The following is a 23464-nucleotide window of genomic DNA, read 5'->3' as shown; positions in this document are numbered from 1 at the left end:
CAATTCTTAATTCTTTAATTCTTAATTTTCAACTACTTCCTATCCTTCTTCAAACGCTCTGCCATGGCACGTGCCAGGTTTTCGCATTGTTCGTAAGTAATGTCCTTCATGGCCTGCTTCATCTCTACCGGGTCGCCCACAATCTCGAACTTGCTCTTTTCGGCAAACTCGCCCATGCGCTTCACGGCAGCACCTGCCCAGCAGAAGGATCCGAAGTATCCCAGATAACGTCCCTTCACTTCGCGTACCAGAATCTTGGAGAGCAAGGATTCTATCTCAGGATAAATCTGGTTGCTGTAGGTGGGGCTGCCGATGATAAGTCCGCGATACTTGAATATGTCGGCAATGATATAAGAAGGATTGCTCTTGCTCACATTGTGCATCACGATGTTCTTGATGCCTTGTGCAGAAAGTTCCGCCGCAATGGCTTCCGCCATCTGCTCCGTGTTGCCGTACATGGAACCATAGGCAATGACCACACCTTCGTCAGCGGCGTAGCGGCTCAACTTGTCGTAGATGCCGATAACCTTGGCTATGTTTTCCGTCCACACCGGCCCGTGCGTGGAGCAGATGGTGGAAATGGGCAGACCGCCCAGCTTGGCAAGTGCCTTCTGCACCGGAGAGCCGTACTTGCCCACGATGTTGGAATAGTAGCGCACCATCTCGTCCCAGTATCTGTCCAGATTGATGCGGGTATCCAGGAACCCTCCGTCCAACGTGCCGAAACAGCCGAAACCGTCACCGGCGAAAAGGACTCCTTCCGTTTCGTCAAAAGTCATCATCGTCTCGGGCCAGTGCACCATCGGGGTCATATAGAAGCGGAGCTTATGATGTCCCAAAGCCAGAAAATCCTCGTCCTTCACCATGTACTGTTCGCCCGTCACGCCATAAAAGCCCTCTATCATGCCGAAGGTCTGCTTGTTGCCCACGATGATGATGTCGGGATAATGCTGCTTTATCAGGCGGATAGAGCCCGAATGGTCCGGCTCCATATGGTTGATGATGAGATACTGGATGGGGCGCTCGCCGATAATGCTCTTTATCTTGCGCAGATACACCTCGAAATAGCAGATGTCTACCGTATCGACCAAAGCGACCGTCTCATCATCTATCAGGTAAGAGTTGTAGGAAACCCCATACGGCAACGGCCACATACCTTCAAACAAATGCTTATTGCGGTCATTCACTCCCACGTAGTGGATTTTTCCTTTTATCACTGTTTTTGGGTTCATAATTATTCTTTATTTAGATTGATTCCATATTTAAAGTTGCGGCAAAAATAATTCTTTTTTCTCACATTTCATACTTCTTTCCCTGATATGCACCGAGTTCTTTCATTCTTTTTTGAACCCGATGATTAAATTCATAATTTTTCAGTCCCCAGTCGGGTGCAATGAGCAGTTCCTTAGGAGACTGGGAGACAAAACGCTCCAGCACCAAATCCGGCCGCAGATGCTCGATATAGTCTATCACGAGGCCGATATATTCCTCCACATCAAACAGATGAAAATCTTCAGGATGCTGCCGGTACTCCAGAGCCATGCGGGTACCCCTTATCAGTTGCAACTGGTGCATCTTCAAGGTAGTGAGTGGCAGGCGGGACAATACACCGGCTTGTGCCACGATGCTTTCGTGCGTCTCGCCCGGCAGTCCGAGTATGACATGCCCACCGGTCAGGATTCCGCGTGAAGCGGTTCTTTCCACCGCATCGGCGGCGGCATGAAAAGTATGCCCGCGGTTGATGCGGCAAAGTGTCTTGTCGTCGGTACTCTCTATGCCGTACTCCACTAAGAGGAATGTATGCCGGTTCATCTCCTCCAGATAGTCCAGCAGGCTGTCGGGCATACAGTCCGGACGGGTGCCGATAACCAGGCCCACCACCCCGTCTGCCGACAAGGCCTCCTCGTATTTCCGCTTCAAGTCTTCCAATTCACCATACGTGTTGGTATAGGCCTGGAAATAGGCGAGATACTTCATCTCCGGATATTTGTGTGCAAAGAACTGCTTGCCCTCTTCCAGCTGGCGGGTAATGGATTTCTCCGTACGGCAATAATCGGGGTTGAAGGTCTGGTTGTTACAATAGGTGCAACCGCCGACTCCTTTGTTTCCATCCCGGTTGGGGCACGTAAAACCGGCATTCAGCGATATTTTCTGTACCTTATAGGAAAAATATCGCTTCAGAAAAAGAGGGAACTCATTATAGAGCGTAGATTTGGTTTCCATACATATTCCTTATGTAAGTGGCAAATATAGGATTTTTCCGTGGGATGAACCTGCAAAAACAAGAATACTTTCCACCCGATTTGTTAACGAACATAAAACAAAGAAATTCCACCTGCACTAAAAAATGTTTCATCCACTGATATACAACTAATTAATTGAGAAAGAGTACATCCAAGCGCAATTACATTAAACACAATTTAGTGATTAGACACTCTTTTTACACACAATTTCCTCAGTTTATACACCTCAAGAATGAAATAAATTCATAGCTTTGCATACAACCTTAATGAATCAACCTATAAATACTATAACACCATGGCAACAATCGCATTGGACATAGGCGGCACAAAAATAGCCAGCGCCATTTTCTTTCCGGACGGAAGCATGATGTTTAACCGCAAACGGCTCCTGAAAGGAAGAACCGGACACGAAGTGGGCAAGCTCGCCGCGGATATCCTCGCCAAACTTCTTACCGTAGCACGCAGAAGCCGTATACACGTCGACGGAATAGGTGTCTGCATCCCCGGTATCGTTTACTCCCAAACCAACCGGGTATGGGCCCCCAACATACCGGGCTGGGACAACTACCCCCTCTATGAGGAGCTGCGCAGTGTAACGCCTCCGGGCATCGAGATATACATCGACAGCGACCGTACCTGCTATATGTATGGAGAGATGTGGCAAGGTGCCGCCAAAGAATGTCACAGTGCCATATTCATTGCCGTGGGAACCGGTATCGGTGCCGGCATCATCATCGACGGGCACGTGTTGCACGGAGCCAACGACATTATCGGCGCCACCGGCTGGATGGCCCTGCAACCTCCCTACCGGGAAGAGTATGACGCATGCGGATGTTTCGAATATTACGCTTCCGGCAATGGTATCGGGGCACGGGTACGCGATGCCGTACGCGCCAACAAGGCATACAAAGGAAAACTGCGCCAGAAACCCATCTGCCGCATATCGGCCTATGATGTGTTCAGTGCCTATAATGAAAAAGACCCTATCGCAATCTCCGTATTGCACAAAGCCGTCGAGATGTGGGGCATGGCTTCCGCAAATCTGGTCAGCCTGCTCAACCCGCAGAAGATAATTTGGGGCGGAGGCGTATTCGGCCCTGCCGGTATCTTTATAGATGACATTTACAAGGAAGCCTGCAAATGGGCGCAACCGCTCAGCATCAAGCAGGTGGAATTTGTACCTTCTCAGTTGTCCGGTAATGCCGGACTGATAGGAGCAGCGTTTCTTGCCATCAAAAATCACTTGTATGAGTAACAGTTATCACAAGAATCTCGTATTCACGGCAGCGTGCATCGGGATGTGTTTCTTCGGAGTCTCCATGATTACATTGGGAGCAGTGTTGCCATCCCTCATAGCCAAGCTGAATCTGAGCGGGTTGCAGACAACCTCACTGGTCACTTTCCTGCCTCTGGGCATGCTGGCCGGTTCCCTGATTTTCGGTCCCATCGTAGACCGGTTCGGACATAAAGCCCTGCTGGTGCCCAGCTGCATCATCGTACTGCTGGGGATGGAAGGACTTGCCTTCTTTGAAAGCGTGCCACTGCTGCAAGCTTCCATCGTCGGCATCGGTCTGGGCGGAGGCATCCTCAACGGAGAAACCAATGCATTGGTATCCGACATCTCAGGAGAATCCGAAAAAGGCTCACGCCTCAGTTTTCTGGGCATGTTCTACGGACTGGGCGCATTGGGCATACCAATGTTGCTGGGCTCCCTTTCCAGGCATTATTCATTCGAAACCATCTTACTGGGAATTGGCGTAGTGATGCTTGCGGGCATTATATTCTGCATCCCCGTACGCTTCCCCGCCCCTAAGCAGGCGCAAGGTTTCCCGGTAAAAGAGGGATTGGGACTGCTGAAAGAAAGCAGCTTACTGCTACTCAGCTTCATTCTTTTTTTCCAAAGCGGCATCGAGGGTGTCTGCAACAACTGGTCCACGAGTTACTTTGGGCAGATGACGGATATTCCGGCCAATCAGGCATTGATTGCACTGACCTGCATGGTAACGGGACTGACCGTAGCACGTATGATGCAAGTTGCGATATTCAAGAAGATAAAACCGGAAACCGTGCTGCCCTACAGCCTTACGCTCACTGCCATAGGATTCTGTTTCCTTATGTTCTCGCCGAGTTTTGCACGCGCGGCAGTCGGCATGGTGCTGGTAGGTATGGGGCTGTCGGCCACGTATCCCGTGATACTCAGCATTCTTGGAAGCCGGTACCCGTCCTTATCGGGAACAGCATTCAGCGTGGCGCTTGCCATAGCCCTCATTGGCCAGACTGCAATGAACGGCCTGATGGGAATGGTTTCCCAATACACCAATGGCATCGGGCTTTATCCTTATCTGATGATTGCCTCACTTGCCGTCATGCTCCTTTTGTATAAACGCTCACTCAAATAAATTTATTAACTTCTTAAAAAACAAAAAAGTTATGTTAGCACTCGAATGGTTAAAGAATGCCCATGGCATTATGGAAAAACTGGAGGCTACCCAGTTGGAAAACATCAAAAAAGCAGCCACTGTTATGGCAGACTCCATCGAAGCCGGTCGTTGGGTCCACACGTTTGGTTGCGGCCACGCAACAATTCCCGTAGAAGAAATGTATCCGCGTATCGGCAGCTTTGTAGGATTCCACCCACTTTGCGAATTGCCTCTGACATTCTTCACACAGATTATCGGCCAGATGGGTATTCATCAGTTCCTCTTCCTGGAACGGGCAGAAGGCTACGGCCAGGAAATCATGAAGAATTATGATTTTGATTCCAAAGACTGTATGTGGATTTTCTCACATACCGGTATCAATGCCGTCAATATAGACATGGCATTGGAAGCCAAGAAGCGCGGCATGAAAGTTATCGTATACGGTTCGGCCAGCGAAACGGGCGACAAGGCCAGCCGCCACTCCAGCGGAAAGAACCTCTTCCAGTTGGCAGATATCGTAGTGGATTCCTGCGTTCCCCTGGTAGACGCCTCTGTACCTTTGAAGAACCACTTCGACAAGGTAGGTCCGTTGTCTACATTGAGTTTCGTCACCATGGTATGGATGACCATCACTACCGTTGCTGAAATCCTTGCCGACCGTGGCGTACACTTGTACATCCATCCGTCGCACAACGTTCCGGGTGACACAACCGCCCACGAACGACTGGATGCAGCCATTGCAGAATATCAAAGAAAAGTCAAGTGCTTGTAACGAAAGATATTCCAATCATCATCTCATCCAATCATCATCTATGAGTGACGGAGGCCCGTTCCTGCTTCGCCCCCAAGAAGCAGGACGGGCTTTTTCTGTTCAAAAAGAATAAAATCGGCCCACTGCTTCGATAAATCTTCCCTTTGTTGTATATTTGTTCCCCAGAAAAAATAGGGAAACAGATAAGCATAAAAGATAGATATGAAACAGATAAGCATCGCACTTCTCCTCTGCCTCTGTACGCTGGCAGGTTTCGCCCAAAGTGGCAAGGCACTCGATTTGAAAGAAATCGTATCGGGCAAGTTCACTCCGAAGAATATTTCCGGCGTTATCCCCATCCCGGGAGACGGGGAACATTATTCGCAGATGAATGCGGACAGGACACAAATCATCAAGTACTCCTTCAAAACGGGAAAACCCGTGGAAGTGCTGTTTGATGCCGCTACCGCACGCGAATGCACGTTCAAGACATTCGACAGCTACAGCTTTGCTCCGGACGGCAGTAAGCTGCTCATTGCCACCGAAACAACTCCCATCTACCGTCATTCCTATACGGCTGTGCATTACATCTACAGCCTAAAGCGCAATCTGGACGGTAAAATCAACAACATTGTGGAAAAGCTTTCGGACGGCGGCCCGCAACAGGTGCCCGTATTTTCACCGGACGGCAACCTGGTGGCTTTTGTACGCGACAACAACATCTTCCTTGTAAAACTGCTCTACGGCAACAGCGAAAGCCAGGTGACGGAAGACGGGAAACAGAACGAGGTGCTGAACGGCATCCCCGACTGGGTTTACGAAGAGGAGTTCTCCTTCAACCGTGCGCTGGAATTCAGTGCCGACAGCCAGATGCTGGCTTTCATCCGCTTCGACGAGAAAGATGTTCCCTCCTACTCTTTCCCTCTTTTTGCCGGACAAGCCCCCCACTTCACCCCTTTCGAGAAGTATCCGGGAGAGTATACTTACAAATATCCTAAAACGGGAGAAGTAAATTCCAAAGTGTCCGTACACACCTTCGACATCAAGTCGAAAGTGACCCGCAAGATAAACGTGCCGGTAGATGCAGACGGCTATATTCCCCGCATCCGCTTTACCCAAGACCCCAACAAACTTGCCGTCATGACACTGAACCGCCATCAGAACCGGTTCGACCTATACTTTGCCGACCCTCGCAGCACGGTAGCCAAACTGGCTCTGCGTGATGAAAGCGATACCTATATCCGCGAGAATGTATTCGACAACATCGTCTTCTATCCGGAAAATTTCAGTTTTGTCAGCGAAAAGAGCGGATACAACCATCTGTACTGGTATAGCATAGGCGGCAATCTGCTGAAACAAGTGACAGCCGGACAATATGAAGTGCAGGAGTTCCTGGGTTATGACCCCGAAGAAGGAAGCTTCTACTTCAGCAGCAACGAGGAAAGCCCCATGCGCAGTGCCATCTACAAGATTGACCGGAAAGGTAAAAAGACCAGACTATCGTCACAAGCCGGAACAAACAGTGCGCAGTTCAGTGCGAACATGAAGTACTATATGAACCGTTATTCCAATCTGGACACTCCGACCGTCATTACGCTGAACGACAATACCGGCAAGACTCTTGCCACCCTGATGGACAATGCGGCATTGAAGCAGGAAATCAGCGGCTATGACATGCCACGGAAGGAATTCTTCACTTTCCAGACTTCCGACGGAACCACATTGAATGGCTGGATGATGAAACCTGCCGACTTCTCTGCCGGCAAGAAATACCCGGTACTGATGTACCAGTACAGCGGCCCCGGTTCACAGCAAGTGCTTGACAAGTTCAGTGTAAGCTGGGAAACCTACATGGCATCACAAGGCTATATCGTGGTTTGCGTAGACGGGCGTGGCACCGGAGGACGGGGTGCCGAATTCGCCAAATGCACCTATCTGAACCTGGGTATCAAGGAAGCCAAAGACCAGGTGGAAACCGCCCTCTACATGGGCAACCAGCCTTATGTGGACAAAAACCGCATCGGAATCTGGGGATGGAGTTACGGTGGATACATGACCATTATGAGTATGAGTGAAGGAACACCGGTATTCAAGGCCGGAGTAGCCGTAGCTGCCGTTACCGACTGGAACTACTACGACACCGTTTATGGCGAACGCTTTATGCGCACACCGAAAGAAAACGCCGAAGGCTATAAGGCCAGTTCCACCTTTACCCGTGCCGACAAGCTTCACGGCAACCTGCTGCTGGTACACGGCATGGCAGACGACAATGTACACTTCCAGAACTGTGCCGAATATGCCGAACAACTGGTACAACTCGGCAAACAGTTCGATATGCAGGTTTACACCAACCGCAACCACAGTATCTACGGAGGAAATACCCGGTTACACCTATACACGCGGTTGACCAACTTCTTCAACAAAGAATTGAAATAATGCCCGAAAGAGTACGTAAGCCTGAGTGGCTCAAAATAAGCATCGGTGCCAACGAGCGCTATACCGAGACCAAACGCATTGTCGAATCGCATTGCCTACATACCATCTGTAGCAGCGGCCGTTGCCCCAATATGGGGGAATGTTGGGGGAAAGGCACCGCAACCTTCATGATTGGGGGAAATATCTGCACCCGGTGCTGTAAGTTCTGCAACACGGCAAGCGGGAAGCCCTTGCCACTGGATGCCGATGAGCCTACACATGTGGCAGAGTCCATTGCCTTGATGAAACTCTCCCATGCAGTCGTCACCTCCGTAGACCGTGACGACCTGCCCGACTTAGGCGCGTCACACTGGGTACGTACCATCCGGGAAATCAAGCGGCTCAACCCTGACACCACCGTCGAAGTGCTGATTCCCGACTTCCAGGGAAGAAAGGAACTCGTGGCACAAGTCATCGATGCACAACCGGAAATCATTTCGCACAACATGGAGACTGTCCGTCGCATCAGCCCCCTCGTACGCAGTGCCGCCAAGTATGAAACAAGCCTGGAAGTGTTGCGGCAAATTGCAGAAAGCAATACTACCACCAAGTCCGGCATTATGGTGGGATTGGGCGAGACTCCGGAAGAAGTGGAAGAACTGATGGACGACCTCCGCCGGGTGGACTGCCACATACTGACTATAGGCCAATACCTTCAACCCACACACAAGCATTATCCGGTAGCAGCATATATTACTCCCGAACAATTTGCACTCTACAGAGAGAAAGGATTGAAAAAAGGGTTTCAGCAAGTGGAAAGCGCTCCATTGGTACGCTCCTCTTATCATGCGGAAAAACAGATCCATTTTATACAAAAAAGAAGTAAAATAGGAAACATTTAAATTTCCCAGTTGTTATGATGTAAACGACAAAATCATAATACGGATAATGAGCCATCAAAGAATTTTATCATCAAGATTCAATATGTCGCTGGGATTCATCCCCGTTATAATATCCATCATATTATGCGAGTTTATAACGCAGGACATGTCCATCTACATCGGTGCAGGTGTAGGACTCTTGTTTAGCATCTATTCGGTGAGGCATAGAGGAACGCATGTTCCGCAAATCATACTTTACTGTACTACCGGAATATTACTGCTGTTATCGGTAACAACCCTATTCCTCGTAAACTACTGTCCCCGTTTCATGCTTCCGTTCACGCTGGAAATCAGTGCCATCATTCCCCCATTCGTCATCTACCTCAATAGGAGAAAATTTCTGGACTACCACATGTCTCAGACACAGAAATGCTGCAAGCAGCTTTTTGCACAAGGGGCAGAAGCCGCCATCGTATCCTCACGCGTAATCCTTATCATAAGCCTGCTGCATTTTCTGATTATCTTCTTGGCGGTTCTGGTCAGTTACCCTTTGGGAGACACTACCCGCCACATTCTGTTTTATGTGGCGCCTCCCCTCGTCTTTATATCAGGCATTCTGTTCAATCAGTTCGGCATTTTCTATTTCAATATAGTGATGAACCACACGGTTTTCGTACCGATAGTCAATACCAAAGGAGATGTCATGGGGAAAGCCATCGCCTCAGAAGCCATCAACCGGAAAAACGACTATATCAATCCGGTCATCCGGATTGCCGTTGCCTCACACGGCATGCTGTTTCTCCTCCCCCGCCCCAAATGCAACGTTTTCGAGAAAGATAAAATCGACTTGCTGATGGAGGGTTACCTGATATATGGAGAAACATTGGAACAAGGCGCACACAGAATTTTACGACAAACGCTTCCCACCGCCCCATTAGACCATTTGCACTTCAACTTCATGTATCATTTTGAGAATGAAGCCACCAACCGCCTGGTCTATCTCTTCACACTAGACCTGGACGATGACTCCATCCTATGCAATAAGAATTTCAAGGGGGGAAAGCTATGGACATTCCAGCAAATGGAACACAACCTGGGACGGAACTTCTTCAGCAGTTGCCTGGAATATGAATTCGAGCACCTGGAAGCTATTATTTATACAAGAGAAAAATACAAGGAATCTTAGAAAGGTCGGGAGTCTTGCCCTGCCACTCCCTCACGGTCTTGGTTTTGATATACTCCCCTTCACAAGTAATGTTCGCCGCAATGCAGAGCTTGGTCTGCGGACGGCAGTTATGAAGAATATCCTCTATCATCTTATTATTGCGATAAGGCGTTTCAATGAAAAGCTGAGTCTGATGTTCATTATAGACGCGTTGTTCCAGCATTTTCAGCTTTTTGGCACGCTCTGCCGGTTCAATGGGAAGATAACCATGGAAGGCAAAGCTCTGACCGTTGAAGCCGGAACCCATGACGGAGAGGATAATGGAAGAGGGCCCCACCAAGGGGACCACTCTCAAGTTTTTCCGTTGTGCAATAGCCACTACGTCCGCTCCCGGGTCGGCCACAGCCGGACAACCGGCTTCGGAGATCACGCCCATCGGATGCCCCTCCACCAGCGGCTTCAGATAGCCGGAGATGTCTTCGGGCGACGTATGCTTGTTCAACGTATAGAATGTCAGCGCATCAATATCTATTCCCTTGTCCACCTTTTTCAAAAAACGGCGTGCCGAGCGCACATCCTCCACGATGAAATAGCGGATTCCCAGTATTATCTCCTTATTATAAGGAGGCAACACCGTTTCAATAGGCGTATCGCCCAGCGTGACTGGCAAAAGATAAAGTGCGAGTTCCATTAGCCGTAAATGATATTTCCGTTTTCGTCCTTATACTCATCCAGTCCCTTCTCGTAAGTAGCCATGGCGCGAAGGCTCATACCTACGCTGGAGAAACCTCCATCGTGGAACAAGTTCTGCATAGTGACCTTGCGGGTGAGGTCGGAAAACATCACGATACAGTAGTCCGCACACTCATCGGCAGAAGCATTACCCAGAGGAGACATGCGGTTGGCGAAGTCGAACAGTTTGTCCATACCCTTCACACCGGAACCGGCAGTGGTCATCGTGGGAGACTGGGAAATGGTGTTGACACGTACATGGTGTTCACGTCCGTAGATGTAACCGAAGCTGCGGGCAATGGATTCCAGCAGTGCCTTGGCATCTGCCATATCGTTGTAACCGTAGAACGTACGTTGCGCAGCCACATAACTCAAAGCCAGAATTGAACCGTAGTCGGCAATGGCGTTGAGTTTCTTGGCAGCTTGTATCATCTTGTGGAAAGAGACAGCGGAGATGTCCAGCGTCTTTTCCAACATATCGTAATCCAAATCATCATATGTACGTTTCTTACGCACATTGGGAGACATACCAATGGAGTGCAGCACGAAGTCAACCGGGCCACCCAATACTTCCATAGAGCGTTTGAATACATTTTCCAAATCTTCTACACTTGTAGCATCTGCGGGAATCACCTCGCAGTTCAGTTTCTCCGAAAGAGCGGACACTTCGCCCATACGGACAGCAACCGGTGTATTCGATAAAGTGATGGTTGCACCTTCTTTTACTGCTTTTTCTGCTACTTTCCAGGCAATGGACTGCTCATTCAGAGCACCGAAAATAATGCCTCTTTTTCCTTTCAACAAATTGTAACTCATACCTATTTTTAGTAAAATTCGGCTGCAAAGATAGGAAGTTTTTGCATAAAAAGCCCGAAAGTGTGCAAAGAAAAGGGAAGAACGGCAAAAAATACACCGATCACCCACTGCAAAACTACTGCAACGCTTGTGCAGTGCCACTGCAATACAGTTGCAGTATCACTGCAAACATATTTGCAGTAACGCTGCACTCCATCTGCAGTACTACTGCAAAACGCATGCAGCAGGAATGCAGTAATAACGCACTGATTATCAGCCCAGGGCTTCCTATTCTGCAAATACCTGATGAAACCCGAGACAGCATTTGAACATGAGCGCAAAAAGCCCTATATTTGCAGCAAACTAAAAAATAGAGAAGGCAATGAAGAAGTTGATTATATTTGACCTGGACGGAACTTTACTGAATACAATAGCCGATTTGGCACAAAGTACAAACCATGCCCTGCAAGCGCTTGGCTATCCCACTCACCCGGAATCGGCCTATAACTTCATGGTTGGCAACGGAATCAACAAACTGTTCGAGCGCGCCCTCCCGGAAGGGGAAAAGAGCGAAGAAAACGTCCTGCGCGTCCGCAAGGAGTTTGTGCCTTATTATGACGTGCACAATGCTGATAAAAGCCGCCCTTACCCCGGCATCCCCGAACTACTGGAACAGTTGCAGGAGAAAGGGATGATATTGGCAGTGGCTTCCAACAAATATCAATCGGCTACCGTGAAACTGATTTCACATTATTTCCCCAACATACGTTTTACCGCCGTCTTCGGACAACGGGAAGGGGTCAACGTGAAGCCCGACCCAACAGTGGTGCATGACATTCTGGACATCACCCGGATATCCCGTGAAGACGTGCTATATGTGGGAGACTCCGGAGTGGATATGCAGACGGCCGCCAATGCCGGAGTCACTGCCTGCGGAGTCACCTGGGGATTCCGTCCCCGCACAGAACTGGAAGAGTTTCATCCGGCACATATCGTAGACAATGCTACGGACATTGCCGTTATCGCCGATCTTTGAGAGGGCACTCCCTCCCCCAGCTATCCGAGAGCGCATATTTACATTATGATATTTTTTAGGCGCGGATTACGCGAAAAACGCGGAGTTTTTCTTTGTCTCTCCGTGAAATCCACGTATTTCCACGCCTAAAAAATAATCAGAAAGAGAACAGCCTCAGAACAATTTCCGCATCGTTCCTTTATCTCCCACCACAAGATAGGTATTCCCGTCAATCAGTAAAGCGCGCCCACGTTTCTTCTTTCGGTTTTCCTCGTTATCCACATTCACTCCAATCACCCGTCCATCATAGAAAGTGGAAATATCCTTAAAGATAGTATGCCCCACAATGATATGTTCGACGTCATAACGTTTCAACATCAGTTGCAGGGAGTCTTGTGCCAATGGATGGTATTTTGCATCCGTCCGTACCAATCCACGATACCAGATAGGGCCGCTATTACCATATAGGAAAGCCGTGAGAGGCGATAGAGCCTTACGTTCCTTCTTGCTCATGAACAATGCACGGCTCATTTCCTCATTCACTGTGGGAATATTCAAGTCACTGTCATAAAACTCCTTTCCCAAACCTGCATGCACATACAGATTAGGTCCGATGGTCTGCATCGTATTACGGGTACCAAGCCATTTGCCAAGTTCTGTGTCCGGACCGAACAATGCCGGATAATCCATACCCAGTTTTCGGGCCAATGTCTTGTACTTTTCTTTGGTATAACGCAAATCATTTGCCGTCACAAGCGGTTCATGGTTACCCAACAGAAACGAGACATGACCACCTGCATCCGCCGCCTCCTTCTCCAATTTATAGAACAGCCAAAATATCTGCGGCACATCTTTGCCACGGTCAAATATATCACCGATAACCACCAGATGGTTGGTTCCAAAACTCCAATGGTAGTCTTTATCAATGACATTGTTGCCCCGCAGCAAGCTCATCACGCAATTCAGCTTGCCATGGGGGTCAGACATCACAAACACTTTATCCGGTTGTCTGTATTGCCATTCCGGACGTTTGACCGGATGCAGCTTCACATCAAACGGATAACGCCCTTTGTGGTCCGTGACATGAAGAGTGAAATCCTGAGGAAGTACTGTATAAGTCGTATCTTCTATCTGCCCTTGGGCTGTAACGCTTATGACGCGCACCTTTCCGTCCGGTTCATAAATCACATAAGGTCCGTCTGCCGACAATTCCTCCTTCTTCTCCTTATCCTTCTTCTTACCGTCTAAACCAAGAGTTCCGGCACTTAGGCCGGAACTGATGAAGATTAGAATAAATACAGTAAAAAAAGACTTTACAATAGTAGTCTGATACTTCATATTCTCGCTTTTTTGGAATTAATCACCATAAGTCGGATTCTGCTGCATATTCGGATTGGAATTCATCTCTGCCTTAGGAATGGGCAATACTACACGATAATAGTTCCAATCAAAAGATACGCTCTCATCCACCATCTTCAGATGTGAAGTCTCGGCTATTTCCGGGAATTCCTTGGTCGACTCCTTGCGCACGATAGTCTGATGATTACGAAGGGCGTCGAAGAAACGGTGTCCTTCACCGAACAACTCTTTACGGCGTTCCAACAGAACATCATCCAACGTCACCGTCTTACCCTGCACGGTCTTTTCCGGATTGGCACGGCTGACAATAGCATCCAGATACTTTACAGCCTTGTCATTGTTATTGAGCTTTACAGCCGCTTCGGCAGCAATCAGATAAAGTTCGGACAGACGAAGTACTGGAATATTGGAATCTTCCACAGCCTTGCCGCTTTGCGGCTGATACTTGGCTATGTAAGCTCTCTTTGTCTTAGGAACAACCGTATATGCCTGATTCCTGACATCATCCGGATCTTCCTGCATCAGTTCATAGAAAGAACTGGTCAGGCAATAATCATCATAACCCGCCTGCCAACAAAGGTAAGCCACACTTTCTTTGCCAACGCCGTCCACTGTCAGATTCACCAACTCAAACAAGACTTCTCCCGGATCGGAAGAGGCAAAATCAGTTCCCCATATCGTGCCATACTCATCATTGGTCCACAAACGGTACTTATTCTTTTCCGCTCCCGCAATGGCAGCTTCAGCCGTAATCAAGGCATTCTGATTATCTTCCATATACAAATAGGCTCTACTCAGCAACAGCATTGCCGCCCACTTATTAATCTTACCCTTGTTGAATTCTTCATCCAGCAGGTCAGCACCTTCCTTCAAATCCTTGATGATTGCCTCATAACACTGGGCAACGGTATTGCGCGACGGCTTGTTTTCCGTATTGGATACTTCGGTCACAATAGGCACTCCCAAAGAAGCTCCTCCATCCTTGGCATACGGATAGCCGAAGAAACGGGTCAGGTCGAACAAGGCAAATCCACGGAGAGCCAAGGTCTGGCCTTTCAGGTCGTTGAAGTATTCCGTATCATCCTCACTGACATCCAATCCGTCTATTTGAGACAAAATGATATTACAATTCTGGATAATCTTATAGGCATAAGACCAGTGGGAAGACGGACCGGAATCCTTTGTATAGTCCAGCATATAGTAGCTGGTGGTACGCTTTCCGGTCTTTATGGACTGCGTATCGTCACCCGTCACGTCTCCGTAATAAATCATACGGCCCGAGTAATAGTTGGTACTGCGCATCACGTCGTAGATACCGTTCAAGCTATATTCCACATCATCCAGATTCTGTATGGCGGTTTCAGTCGGAATCTTTGTACTGGATTCAACATCAAGCCAGTCATTGCCACAGGAGGCGGTCAGGCTGACCAACATCCCCATCATCATATATTTTAATGCTTTCATTGTGTTTCTTTATTATGAGGTTAGAAATTCAAATTAAGACCGAAAGTTACTGTTTTCAAAGGAGGTGTTCCCCAGCCGGCTGTACCAGCACTGACTGATTCCGGATCATAGAAATCGTAAGCGGCCCAAGTCCACAAGTTGTTGGCAGATGCGTAAAGGCGCAGGCTGTTTACGCCGATTTTCCGGGTCCATGTTTTAGGAACGGTCACACCGAAAGTCAACGTTTTCAGACGGATAAAGTCCGTGCTGTGCAAGCGGCGGGTAGTGGTAACGCCATTCATGGCTACCGCCGGCTTCTCTATAAACACTTCATATTTACTGATATCTCCCGGTTGCTTCCAATTGTCACGATAATAGGCCGGAATATTAAGAGTAAAGTCCTTGCCGCCATGTTCTGTTTTCTGTGCCCAGTTATCATATCCATAAGCACCGAACTGATAAGAGAACATGAAGCTCAAATCGAACCACTTGTAACGCAAAGTATTAGAGAGACCACCGGTCACATTGGGCTCGGCATGTTTCTTCAGAGGAATGGCTTTGGCATCCTTGTTATTCTCTGTGATTTCCTTGATATAGTTTCCATTCTCGTCCACGTCGTTGGTATAGAACTGAGGTGCACCGGTCTCGGGGTTGATTCCGGCAAATTCTATCATGTAGAATGTACGGTAGGACTTGCCAATCATGTGAATCTGCGAGCCGCTGATAATCTGGGTCTGTTCGCCGTCCAGTTTCACAATCTTATTCTTGTTGTGCGAAAGGGTGAAAGAGGTAGACCAGTCAAAGTCTTTGGACACAATGTTCTTGGAATTGATTTCCAATTCCACACCCTGGTTCTTCACCTCACCGATATTCATCAGATAGGAACTGAAACCGGTAGTCATAGATACGGGACAGTCCATCAAAAGGTTCTTAGTGGTACGGGTATAGTACTCCAAAGTGAAGTTCAAACGGCTGAAGAAGCCGAAGTCCAGACCGATATTCAAGTTGTAATTCGTTTCCCATTCCAAATCCCTATTTTCAATCTGCGACTGAATCAATGCGGGATTCTCCATATAGCCGCCACTAAGGCTCGTCAAGCCCATATAGCCGTATAAGTCGGAGGGCAACGTACCATTCACACCGTAGGATGCACGGAGTTTCAAATCGGTCAGCCATTTGGACGTGGGTTTCATGAAATCCTCTTCGATAATACGCCATGCTCCTGAAACAGACCAGAAACTTCCCCAGCGATTATCTCTGTGCAAGCGTGAACTGCCATCCATACGATAGCTCCCACCCAGATAATACTTGTTCTTGTAGTCATAGTTGAGACGGGTGATGTAAGAAACCATTCTTGACCTCTTGGAAGAACCATCTATGCTCTCTAAAGTCTGCCCGTTGGCAATGTCATTCTTTATCGGAGTCAGGAAGTTAGTAGCATATCCCGACAAGAAATCATTGTACTTGGAATCGATTTCATATCCGACAAGGGCATCCAAATTGTGGTCCTTTTGGATAGTAGTCTTGTAAGTCAACTGGTTTGACCACACCAACTTGTTATATTCACTATATGCCTTTTCGGCTCCACCATTATTCTTCTCACCGTCGGAGGTACGGGAGTCTTTCCATTCTTTACCCTTACTGATGTTATAGTCATAGCTCAAAATAGACTTTAACTTCAAGTCCTTGATAAATTCATATTCGGCATTAATCGTATTGAACATACGGGTAACATACTCACGCTGGTAATTGTACTCCTGGGCAAGAACGGGATTTCTTCTTGACAACGAAATCAAGTCCTGGTTATAGCTTCCATCTTCATTGTAAACCGGATCTGAAGGCGTCAATTTGCTTACGCTGGAGTAGAAAGGAGCAGTATAACCGGTTCCTTCACTATATACATCCTGATTCAGATTGGTAAACATGATGTTGGCACCGAATTTCAATTTATCCGTAGCCTGAAAATCAACATTCAAACGTCCGGTAATTCTTTCCAGCCCCGATGTTTTTACAATACCTTCTTGGTTGAGATAGGACAATGAAGAATAGTATTTGAATTTGTCAGTTCCTCCGGATATGGAAGCCTCATAACTGGAATGGCTTCCTTTCTTGAACAGATAATCTCCCCAATCCGTATAGCCGCACCAGGGAACCGGAGCATATTTGTCGATATTCTTATCAGCATAAGCTATGGCATCCGCATCCGATTTGCCGCTGCGCTGTTGTCCAAGCACCATACCATTGTATATGTATTCGCGACGTTCTGCTCCGCTCAAAGTAGGACGATAATCCATAGCAAAGTCACTGAATCCCCAATCGGCTTTCAAACTGATAGAAGCCTTACCGGTTTTACCTTTCTTCGTCGTAATCAGAACCACACCATTCGCAGCGCGCGAACCGTAGAGTGATGCAGCAGCGGCATCCTTGATAATCGTAATATTCTCAATATCCGAAGTGTTGACGGTTGACATGGCATCCAGACCACCATCCGAACTGATGGAGTTTATCGAACCGGAAGTAACGGGCACTCCATCAATAACATACAGCGGAGAGTTGGAGGCATTGAAAGAGCCCATACCACGAATACTCAAAGAAGCTGAAGAACCCGGCTGGCCGGAAGCAGAAGTAAACTGTACACCCGTAGCATTTCCCTGCAACAAATCCTGGAAAGAAACGGAAGGCACATCGGCAATCTTTTCATTCTTCACACTGGCAGCCGAACCCGCATAAGCAGATTTCTTGAATGTACCGTAACCAGTTACAACCACCTCTTCCATCATATTTGCATCCGGCACCAATACAATCTTCAATATCTTACCCGAAGTAGCTTTCACTTCCTGACGAACATAGCCGACATAAGAGACAAGCAAGGTAGCCGATGCATGCTCCACCTTGATAGAGAAACCTCCATTCAAATCGGTAATCTGACCGTTTGTAGTACCTTTGACCAAAACATTGGCTCCAATGACGGGCTCACCGGTCTCATCCACCACTGTTCCGGAAATAACATTAGCTTGTTCTACTGCCTTCACAGCATTCACTTCATTGGCTGGACGGATAGCAATGGCCCCGTCTTTTACGACATAAGCCAATCCGCTATTCTTAAGACATTCATCCAGCACTGCTGCGATTTTTCCATTCGTGACCCTCAAATTACGTACCTTGACATTCTTTACGTCATTTGTACTATAAATGAAAGTAAAATCCGTCTGGCGTTGAATTTCCCATAACACGTCACTTAAAGTGGCGTCCTGCACATTTACAGTAACTGTTGTCTGGGCAAACGCCGTATTGGCAGCCTGCACAAAGCCAATCATAATAAAACTGAAAAACAGGAATGTAATCCACATACGTTTACTACCTTCCCAAAACCTGGTGTAGCTCTGTTCCTTAGTCATAATTAAATTATTAAATGGTTATTTATAGAATATAATAGTTTTACCGTTGATTTTGACATGTATGTTTTCCGTCGCTTCCAGTAGCTCAAGGAAAGGAGCTATTTCCTCATAACGGTTCACATAGCAACCGAAACGCAGGTTCTTTAACGCTTCGTCTGAATAGTCCACTTCAATATTATACCACCTTGAAAGGATTCTCATAATATCTTCCAGCCGTTGATCTTTAAAATTGATTTTTCCCTTCACCCATGATGTATAGAAGGCAGTATCTACTGTACGCACTTGTATATTCCCGCTCCCGGGAATTAATGATGCCTGCTGTGAAGGTTTTAAGACAAGACTCTGTCCCTCCCCGGTGTCCACCTTAACAGAACCACTGACAAGAGTCGCCTGATATTCTTCACCCGGATAGGCCGAAATATTGAAAGTTGTTCCCAACACCTCAATCTGCATACCTTGAGTCGATACAATGAAGGGATGACCGGTCTTATTTACTTCAAAATAAGCTTCTCCCGCCAATTCCACTTCCCGCTTCCCTGCTTCGAAAGCAAGCGGAAAACGTAGACTGCTCATTGAATTCAGATGTACTTTTGTACCATCATTCAGAACAAGTGTATACTCACCGCCTCGAGGCACTTCAACTTTATTATATGCCAAAGCTGACAGCACAACCTGCCCGTCTGCAGCGCTGTAGTTCAAGGTCGTCGAATCTATCTGTATTTGTTTACCAGCCAACTGCAACTGCCGCCCATCGGCATTCTCATCCAGATAAACCGTTTCCCCATTATCCAATGTAAGAATAGCTTTGGCTCCACCCGGCAGTATTTGCTGGGCAGCCAATAATTGATTGCCATCCATGACATGGGGTACAGAAATATCCTGAAATGCAAAAACCAATATCAGCACCGGTGCAATAAAAAGAGCAACGTACCGTAACAGTTTCAAATGTCTCCTTCTGAGCTCCATCCTCTTGATACGTGTTTCGACACCTTTCCATCCAGCCTGCGAATCAAACTCCATTTTACGAATTTCGTGCTGTGCATAATGTTCATCACTACAAATCTTTTGGAAAAGCTGCTCATGGCTTTTGCTCTCTTTGCGCCATTTATCCAAAAAACGGCTTTCTTCCGGTGTTACTTCACCGGATAGGTGCTTGGAAATAAGATGAGCTATATGAAAGTACTCTTTTATCATAATTTGGCATGTTTTAGTCTATCTTTAATGATAATACAAGCCAAAATGAAAACATGGTGAATCGATAAAGACTTTTTTTTGAAAAAATAGAAAAAAATGTGCTTTTAGATAAATAACAGAAGGCAATAATAATAATCGGTAAGGAATGCACGAAGCTTTTTATAAGCCACTTTTTTAAGAGTATGTACCGTTTCGGGAGAGACATTGAGACGCTCTGCTATTTCTGCATTCTTTTTGCCTTCCAAAGCCAACTGCATGATGGCTCTCATTTGGGTAGGAAGTTTCTCTATAGCTTCTGACAGAATCCGGAAAGTCTCTTCTTCCACAATCGCATCACGAAAAAAAGCATCTGCTTTTTTGGCTATAATCTTTTGCTCGTATTCATGAGCTACCTTCGAATGCTCAAGTTCGTTCAAGGCATGGTTACGTACGGCCGTATAAAGAAAAGCTTTCACCTGATGAAGATAAAAGAAATCGTCTCTTATCTGCCACAACTTGGCAAATACGTCTTGTACTATATCTGCTGACATATCCGCATCCTCCATGTATTGGAACGCGAAAGAACAAAGCGCCGCATAATATTCCTTAAAAATATTATGAAACTCTTGCTCATCCAGCTTAATGCTTACAACAGAGTGGGATTTATCCTTTTTTATCAGATTTAGCGCCATATTTATGCTTTTCTGGCGCTAATATAGTTAAATTTTCAGAATATAACCAATATAACTATCAATCCTCTAAATCTTTTCCCCATAAATCAATATCGGATGGAGCTTTCCATAAGCTCCATCCGACCAATAGTCCTATTGCCAATAAAAAAATCAAATATATCATTATAGTCCGGTTTGTTTCAATGTCTTATAATAACACAGTAAACTGGATTAAAGTTCACTCCACCCAAAATTGTTGTTTTTCCTATGTATACTTTTCAATGCAGAGAGTGTATTATTTGGTTTTCGTGTACGAAAACGAGCAATTTTGTGCACGATAACGACCAATTTCGTCCAAAATTGTCCCATTTACTAAATAATTATGCTTTTCGAGTTTGATTAATTGAGAAAAGGTCTTATTTTTGACCCGGTTTTTAATTCATACTATTGCAAAAACAAACTCAATTACCTAATTAAATCACAAGAGAATGGAACAAGTTTTCGGCTATATCATCGGCTTAGGAGCAGCAGTGATGATGCCTATAATCTTTACAATTTTGGGAGTATGCATCGGCATCAAATTCAGTAAGGCGCTAAAGAGTGGTCTGCTGGTAGGTGTCGGTTTCGTAGGTCTGTCAGTTGTCACTGCGCTGTTGACCAGCAGCCTCGGTCCTGCTCTGAGCCAAGTCGTTGAAATTTACGGTCTTCAGTTGAAAGTATTCGATATGGGATGGCCTGCAGCTGCGGCTGTAGCCTATAACACATCGGTGGGTGCATTCATCATTCCGGTATGTTTGGGAGTAAATCTTCTGATGTTATTAACGAAAACGACCCGTACGGTCAATATCGACCTTTGGAACTACTGGCATTTCGCATTTATCGGCGCAGTCGTTTATTTTGCCAGCGACAATATCTGGTGGGGTTTCTTCGCCGCTATTATCTGCTACATCATTACCCTGATTATGGCCGACTATACCGCCGACAAATTCCAGGGATTCTACGACAAGATGGAGGGTATCTCCATTCCCCAGCCTTTCTGCGCAGGTTTCGTTCCATTTGCCGTAGTCATCAATAAAGCATTGGACAAAATCCCCGGTTTTGACAAATTGAACATTGATGCGGAAGGCATGAAGAAGAAATTCGGTTTGCTGGGTGAGCCTCTGTTCCTGGGTATTCTGGTCGGTTGCGGTATCGGTGCTTTGTCTTGCAAGAACGGTCAGGAACTGGTAGACAAGATACCTTATATATTAGGTTTGGGTATCAAGATGGGCGCCGTAATGGAGCTGATTCCGCGTATCACCGCTTTGTTCATCGAAGGCTTGAAGCCTATTTCTGATGCTACCCGCGAGCTGATTGCCAAGAAGTTCAAAGGTGCTGTCGGCCTGAACATCGGTATGAGCCCCGCATTGGTTATCGGCCATCCTGCAACGCTGGTGGTTTCCCTGCTGCTGATTCCCGTAACCATACTGCTGGCTGTCATCCTGCCGGGTAACCAGTTCCTGCCTCTGGCATCGCTGGCCGGAATGTTCTACCTCTTCCCACTGGTACTGCCCATCACGAAAGGAAATGTAGTAAAGACGTTCATCATCGGACTCGTTGTACTGACCATCGGTCTTTATTTCGTAACAGACCTCGCCCCCTATTTCACACAAGCAGCCCACGATGTATACGAGAAGACACAAGATGCTGCCGTGAATATCCCCGCCGGCTTTGAAGGCGGCGCACTGGATTTTGCATCCAGCCCCTTTGCTTGGGTCATTTTCCACCTGACCTACTCGTTGAAATGGATAGGCTCCGGTATCCTTGTATTATGCACATTGTTCCTGATGATTATGAACCGTCGTGCTATCATCAAATACCAGAAATCAATCAAAAATTAAAAGTTAAAAATTAAATAGTAACGGATTATGAAAAAGTTAGTACTTGCATTTATGATGGGAGCAGCTGCCATGGCAGCCAATGCCCAAGTGAATTACAAAGTGCAGACCGCCTGCCATCCGCAGGACGTGAAGCATTATGACACGGAACTTCTGCGCAGCAGATTCATGATGGACAAAGTGATGGCTCCGGATGAAATCAACGTAACCTACACCCTCTACGACCGATTGATTTACGGTGGCGCCATGCCGGTGAACAAGACATTGAAGTTGGAAGTGTTCCGTGAACTGGGTCCGGAAATCACTTACTTCCTCGAACGCCGCGAACTGGGTGTCATCAATACCGGCGGTGACGGAGTGGTTACTGTAGACGGTAAGGAATACCCCATGAAGTATAAGGAAGCCCTTTACGTAGGCTGCGGAAATAAGGAAGTAACCTTCAAGAGCAACGACGCTACCAATCCCGCCAAGTTCTACATCAACTCGGCCCCGGCCTACAAACCCTATGTTACTCAGCTGATTACCACCGATGCCAAGCTTCAGAAAGCCAACCCCAAGAAATATGCACTGGGCATCTCCGACCATTATGGAAAAATGGGAGACAGCAACGACCGTATCGTAAACCAGCTGATTGTGAAAGATGTACTGGAAAGAGTGAAAGACGGCGGTACCAACCAGTTGCAGATGGGACTCACGGAACTGGCTCCCGGCTCTGTATGGAATACCATGCCTGCCCACACGCACACTCGCCGCATGGAAGCTTACTACTACTTCAACCTGAAACCCGGCAACGCTATCTGTCACCTGATGGGCGAACCACAGGAAGAACGTTTGATATGGCTGCACAACGAACAAGCCATCACTTCTCCCGAATGGTCCATCCACGCTGCTGCCGGAACCAGCAACTATACTTTCATCTGGGGTATGGGCGGTGAAAACCTGAAATACAGCGACAAAGACGAAATCAAATACATCGATATGAAATAAAGTTGCCCTGCAACGTCCGATAGGCATGGACTTAAATAATCCATGCCTATTTTTGTCATTTTCTACCTCCTTTTTACTCAATATTACACCTCGAACAACACACAAACCCCTACATTTGCATCAAAATATAAATCTATTA

Annotated in this window: 18 protein-coding genes; 9 read left to right on the top strand and 9 right to left on the bottom strand. The window is 47.0% G+C overall.

Features of this window, described 5'->3' with window-relative positions; translation table 11 throughout:
* Positions 1-32: 32 nt before the first annotated feature.
* Both DW800_RS11690 and DW800_RS11685 read right to left on the bottom strand, forming a co-directional pair.
* A complete protein-coding gene (locus DW800_RS11690) occupies positions 33-1232 on the bottom strand; it encodes an FprA family A-type flavoprotein (RefSeq protein ID WP_005835258.1) in 1200 nt (399 codons plus the stop codon).
* A gap of 61 nt (positions 1233-1293) precedes the next feature.
* Entirely contained in the window at positions 1294-2223 is a 930-nt protein-coding gene (locus tag DW800_RS11685; RefSeq protein WP_005823884.1) for a TIGR01212 family radical SAM protein, read from the bottom strand.
* 315 nt (positions 2224-2538) lie between these two features.
* Here DW800_RS11685 and DW800_RS11680 point away from each other — a divergent pair, with 315 nt between their 5' ends.
* The 6 genes from DW800_RS11680 (at position 2539) to DW800_RS11655 (ending at position 9896) form a co-directional block, all read left to right on the top strand.
* Positions 2539-3498: an ROK family protein gene (locus DW800_RS11680; protein ID WP_005823887.1), complete on the top strand. Its 960-nt coding sequence runs from the start codon at positions 2539-2541 to the stop codon at positions 3496-3498.
* Positions 3491-4642 (top strand): MFS transporter, encoded by a 1152-nt coding sequence (locus DW800_RS11675; RefSeq protein WP_119958087.1) that lies wholly within the window; start codon positions 3491-3493, stop codon positions 4640-4642. Before DW800_RS11680 ends, DW800_RS11675 begins: the two co-directional genes overlap by 8 nt.
* Positions 4643-4673: 31 nt before the next feature.
* Positions 4674-5435 carry a sugar isomerase domain-containing protein gene (locus DW800_RS11670; protein WP_005823892.1) on the top strand — a complete coding sequence of 254 codons (762 nt, stop codon included), beginning with the start codon at positions 4674-4676 and terminating at the stop codon, positions 5433-5435.
* A gap of 201 nt (positions 5436-5636) precedes the next feature.
* Positions 5637-7850, top strand: a complete 2214-nt coding sequence (locus tag DW800_RS11665) for a S9 family peptidase (RefSeq protein ID WP_119958086.1) — start codon at positions 5637-5639, stop codon at positions 7848-7850.
* On the top strand, positions 7850-8731 hold the full coding sequence (gene lipA, locus DW800_RS11660; protein ID WP_005823900.1) for a lipoyl synthase: 882 nt from the start codon (positions 7850-7852) through the stop codon (positions 8729-8731). The genes DW800_RS11665 and lipA overlap by 1 nt, the downstream gene beginning before the upstream one ends.
* A gap of 46 nt (positions 8732-8777) precedes the next feature.
* On the top strand, positions 8778-9896 hold the full coding sequence (locus tag DW800_RS11655; protein WP_119958085.1) for a hypothetical protein: 1119 nt from the start codon (positions 8778-8780) through the stop codon (positions 9894-9896).
* Here DW800_RS11655 and DW800_RS11650 read toward each other — a convergent pair.
* Entirely contained in the window at positions 9862-10566 is a 705-nt protein-coding gene (locus tag DW800_RS11650) for an SAM-dependent methyltransferase (RefSeq protein ID WP_005823906.1), read from the bottom strand. The two genes, DW800_RS11655 and DW800_RS11650, sit on opposite strands and share 35 nt — an antisense overlap.
* Entirely contained in the window at positions 10566-11423 is an 858-nt protein-coding gene (locus DW800_RS11645) for an enoyl-ACP reductase (RefSeq protein ID WP_005823911.1), read from the bottom strand. Before DW800_RS11645 ends, DW800_RS11650 begins: the two co-directional genes overlap by 1 nt.
* A 361-nt stretch (positions 11424-11784) precedes the next feature.
* Between DW800_RS11645 and DW800_RS11635 the strand changes: the two genes are divergently transcribed.
* On the top strand, positions 11785-12438 hold the full coding sequence (locus DW800_RS11635; protein WP_119958084.1) for an HAD family hydrolase: 654 nt from the start codon (positions 11785-11787) through the stop codon (positions 12436-12438).
* A 153-nt stretch (positions 12439-12591) separates the two neighbouring features.
* Here DW800_RS11635 and DW800_RS11630 read toward each other — a convergent pair whose 3' ends face one another.
* From DW800_RS11630 to DW800_RS11610, 5 genes are all read right to left on the bottom strand, one after another.
* Positions 12592-13755 (bottom strand): metallophosphoesterase, encoded by a 1164-nt coding sequence (locus tag DW800_RS11630; RefSeq protein ID WP_057097231.1) that lies wholly within the window; start codon positions 13753-13755, stop codon positions 12592-12594.
* A gap of 18 nt (positions 13756-13773) precedes the next feature.
* Positions 13774-15240: a RagB/SusD family nutrient uptake outer membrane protein gene (locus tag DW800_RS11625; RefSeq protein WP_005835238.1), complete on the bottom strand. Its 1467-nt coding sequence runs from the start codon at positions 15238-15240 to the stop codon at positions 13774-13776.
* 20 nt (positions 15241-15260) lie between these two features.
* Positions 15261-18617: a TonB-dependent receptor gene (locus DW800_RS11620; protein ID WP_057088548.1), complete on the bottom strand. Its 3357-nt coding sequence runs from the start codon at positions 18615-18617 to the stop codon at positions 15261-15263.
* Between the two features lie 18 nt (positions 18618-18635).
* Positions 18636-19811 carry a FecR family protein gene (locus tag DW800_RS11615; RefSeq protein ID WP_119958083.1) on the bottom strand — a complete coding sequence of 392 codons (1176 nt, stop codon included), beginning with the start codon at positions 19809-19811 and terminating at the stop codon, positions 18636-18638.
* 104 nt (positions 19812-19915) lie between these two features.
* A complete protein-coding gene (locus tag DW800_RS11610) occupies positions 19916-20482 on the bottom strand; it encodes an RNA polymerase sigma-70 factor (protein ID WP_005823929.1) in 567 nt (188 codons plus the stop codon).
* A gap of 467 nt (positions 20483-20949) precedes the next feature.
* Between DW800_RS11610 and DW800_RS11605 the strand changes: the two genes are divergently transcribed.
* Together DW800_RS11605 and kduI are read left to right on the top strand one after the other, a co-directional pair.
* Positions 20950-22341, top strand: coding sequence for a PTS galactitol transporter subunit IIC (locus tag DW800_RS11605; RefSeq protein ID WP_005823931.1), 1392 nt, complete (start codon positions 20950-20952; stop codon positions 22339-22341).
* Positions 22342-22368: 27 nt separating this feature from the next.
* On the top strand, positions 22369-23325 hold the full coding sequence (gene kduI, locus DW800_RS11600) for a 5-dehydro-4-deoxy-D-glucuronate isomerase (RefSeq protein ID WP_119958082.1): 957 nt from the start codon (positions 22369-22371) through the stop codon (positions 23323-23325).
* Positions 23326-23464 lie beyond the last annotated feature (139 nt).

The sequence above is a fragment of the Bacteroides sp. AM32-11AC genome (assembly GCF_003603515.1).
Lineage (GTDB): Bacteria > Bacteroidota > Bacteroidia > Bacteroidales > Bacteroidaceae > Bacteroides > Bacteroides uniformis.
Note: the sequence above shows the minus strand (reverse complement) of the source record. Positions and strands in the feature narration are given on the sequence as shown.

Bases quoted from the DNA above. Each gene is read 5' to 3' on its own strand.
- DW800_RS11690 (WP_005835258.1), bottom strand. From the start codon at position 1,232: ATGAACCCAAAAACAGTGATAAAAGGAAAAATCCACTACGTGGGAGTG.
- DW800_RS11685 (WP_005823884.1), bottom strand. From the start codon at position 2,223: ATGGAAACCAAATCTACGCTCTATAATGAGTTCCCTCTTTTTCTGAAG.
- DW800_RS11680 (WP_005823887.1), top strand. From the start codon at position 2,539: ATGGCAACAATCGCATTGGACATAGGCGGCACAAAAATAGCCAGCGCC.
- DW800_RS11675 (WP_119958087.1), top strand. From the start codon at position 3,491: ATGAGTAACAGTTATCACAAGAATCTCGTATTCACGGCAGCGTGCATC.
- DW800_RS11670 (WP_005823892.1), top strand. From the start codon at position 4,674: ATGTTAGCACTCGAATGGTTAAAGAATGCCCATGGCATTATGGAAAAA.
- DW800_RS11665 (WP_119958086.1), top strand. From the start codon at position 5,637: ATGAAACAGATAAGCATCGCACTTCTCCTCTGCCTCTGTACGCTGGCA.
- lipA (WP_005823900.1), top strand. From the start codon at position 7,850: ATGCCCGAAAGAGTACGTAAGCCTGAGTGGCTCAAAATAAGCATCGGT.
- DW800_RS11655 (WP_119958085.1), top strand. From the start codon at position 8,778: ATGAGCCATCAAAGAATTTTATCATCAAGATTCAATATGTCGCTGGGA.
- DW800_RS11650 (WP_005823906.1), bottom strand. From the start codon at position 10,566: ATGGAACTCGCACTTTATCTTTTGCCAGTCACGCTGGGCGATACGCCT.
- DW800_RS11645 (WP_005823911.1), bottom strand. From the start codon at position 11,423: ATGAGTTACAATTTGTTGAAAGGAAAAAGAGGCATTATTTTCGGTGCT.
- DW800_RS11635 (WP_119958084.1), top strand. From the start codon at position 11,785: ATGAAGAAGTTGATTATATTTGACCTGGACGGAACTTTACTGAATACA.
- DW800_RS11630 (WP_057097231.1), bottom strand. From the start codon at position 13,755: ATGAAGTATCAGACTACTATTGTAAAGTCTTTTTTTACTGTATTTATT.
- DW800_RS11625 (WP_005835238.1), bottom strand. From the start codon at position 15,240: ATGAAAGCATTAAAATATATGATGATGGGGATGTTGGTCAGCCTGACC.
- DW800_RS11620 (WP_057088548.1), bottom strand. From the start codon at position 18,617: ATGACTAAGGAACAGAGCTACACCAGGTTTTGGGAAGGTAGTAAACGT.
- DW800_RS11615 (WP_119958083.1), bottom strand. From the start codon at position 19,811: ATGATAAAAGAGTACTTTCATATAGCTCATCTTATTTCCAAGCACCTA.
- DW800_RS11610 (WP_005823929.1), bottom strand. From the start codon at position 20,482: ATGGCGCTAAATCTGATAAAAAAGGATAAATCCCACTCTGTTGTAAGC.
- DW800_RS11605 (WP_005823931.1), top strand. From the start codon at position 20,950: ATGGAACAAGTTTTCGGCTATATCATCGGCTTAGGAGCAGCAGTGATG.
- kduI (WP_119958082.1), top strand. From the start codon at position 22,369: ATGAAAAAGTTAGTACTTGCATTTATGATGGGAGCAGCTGCCATGGCA.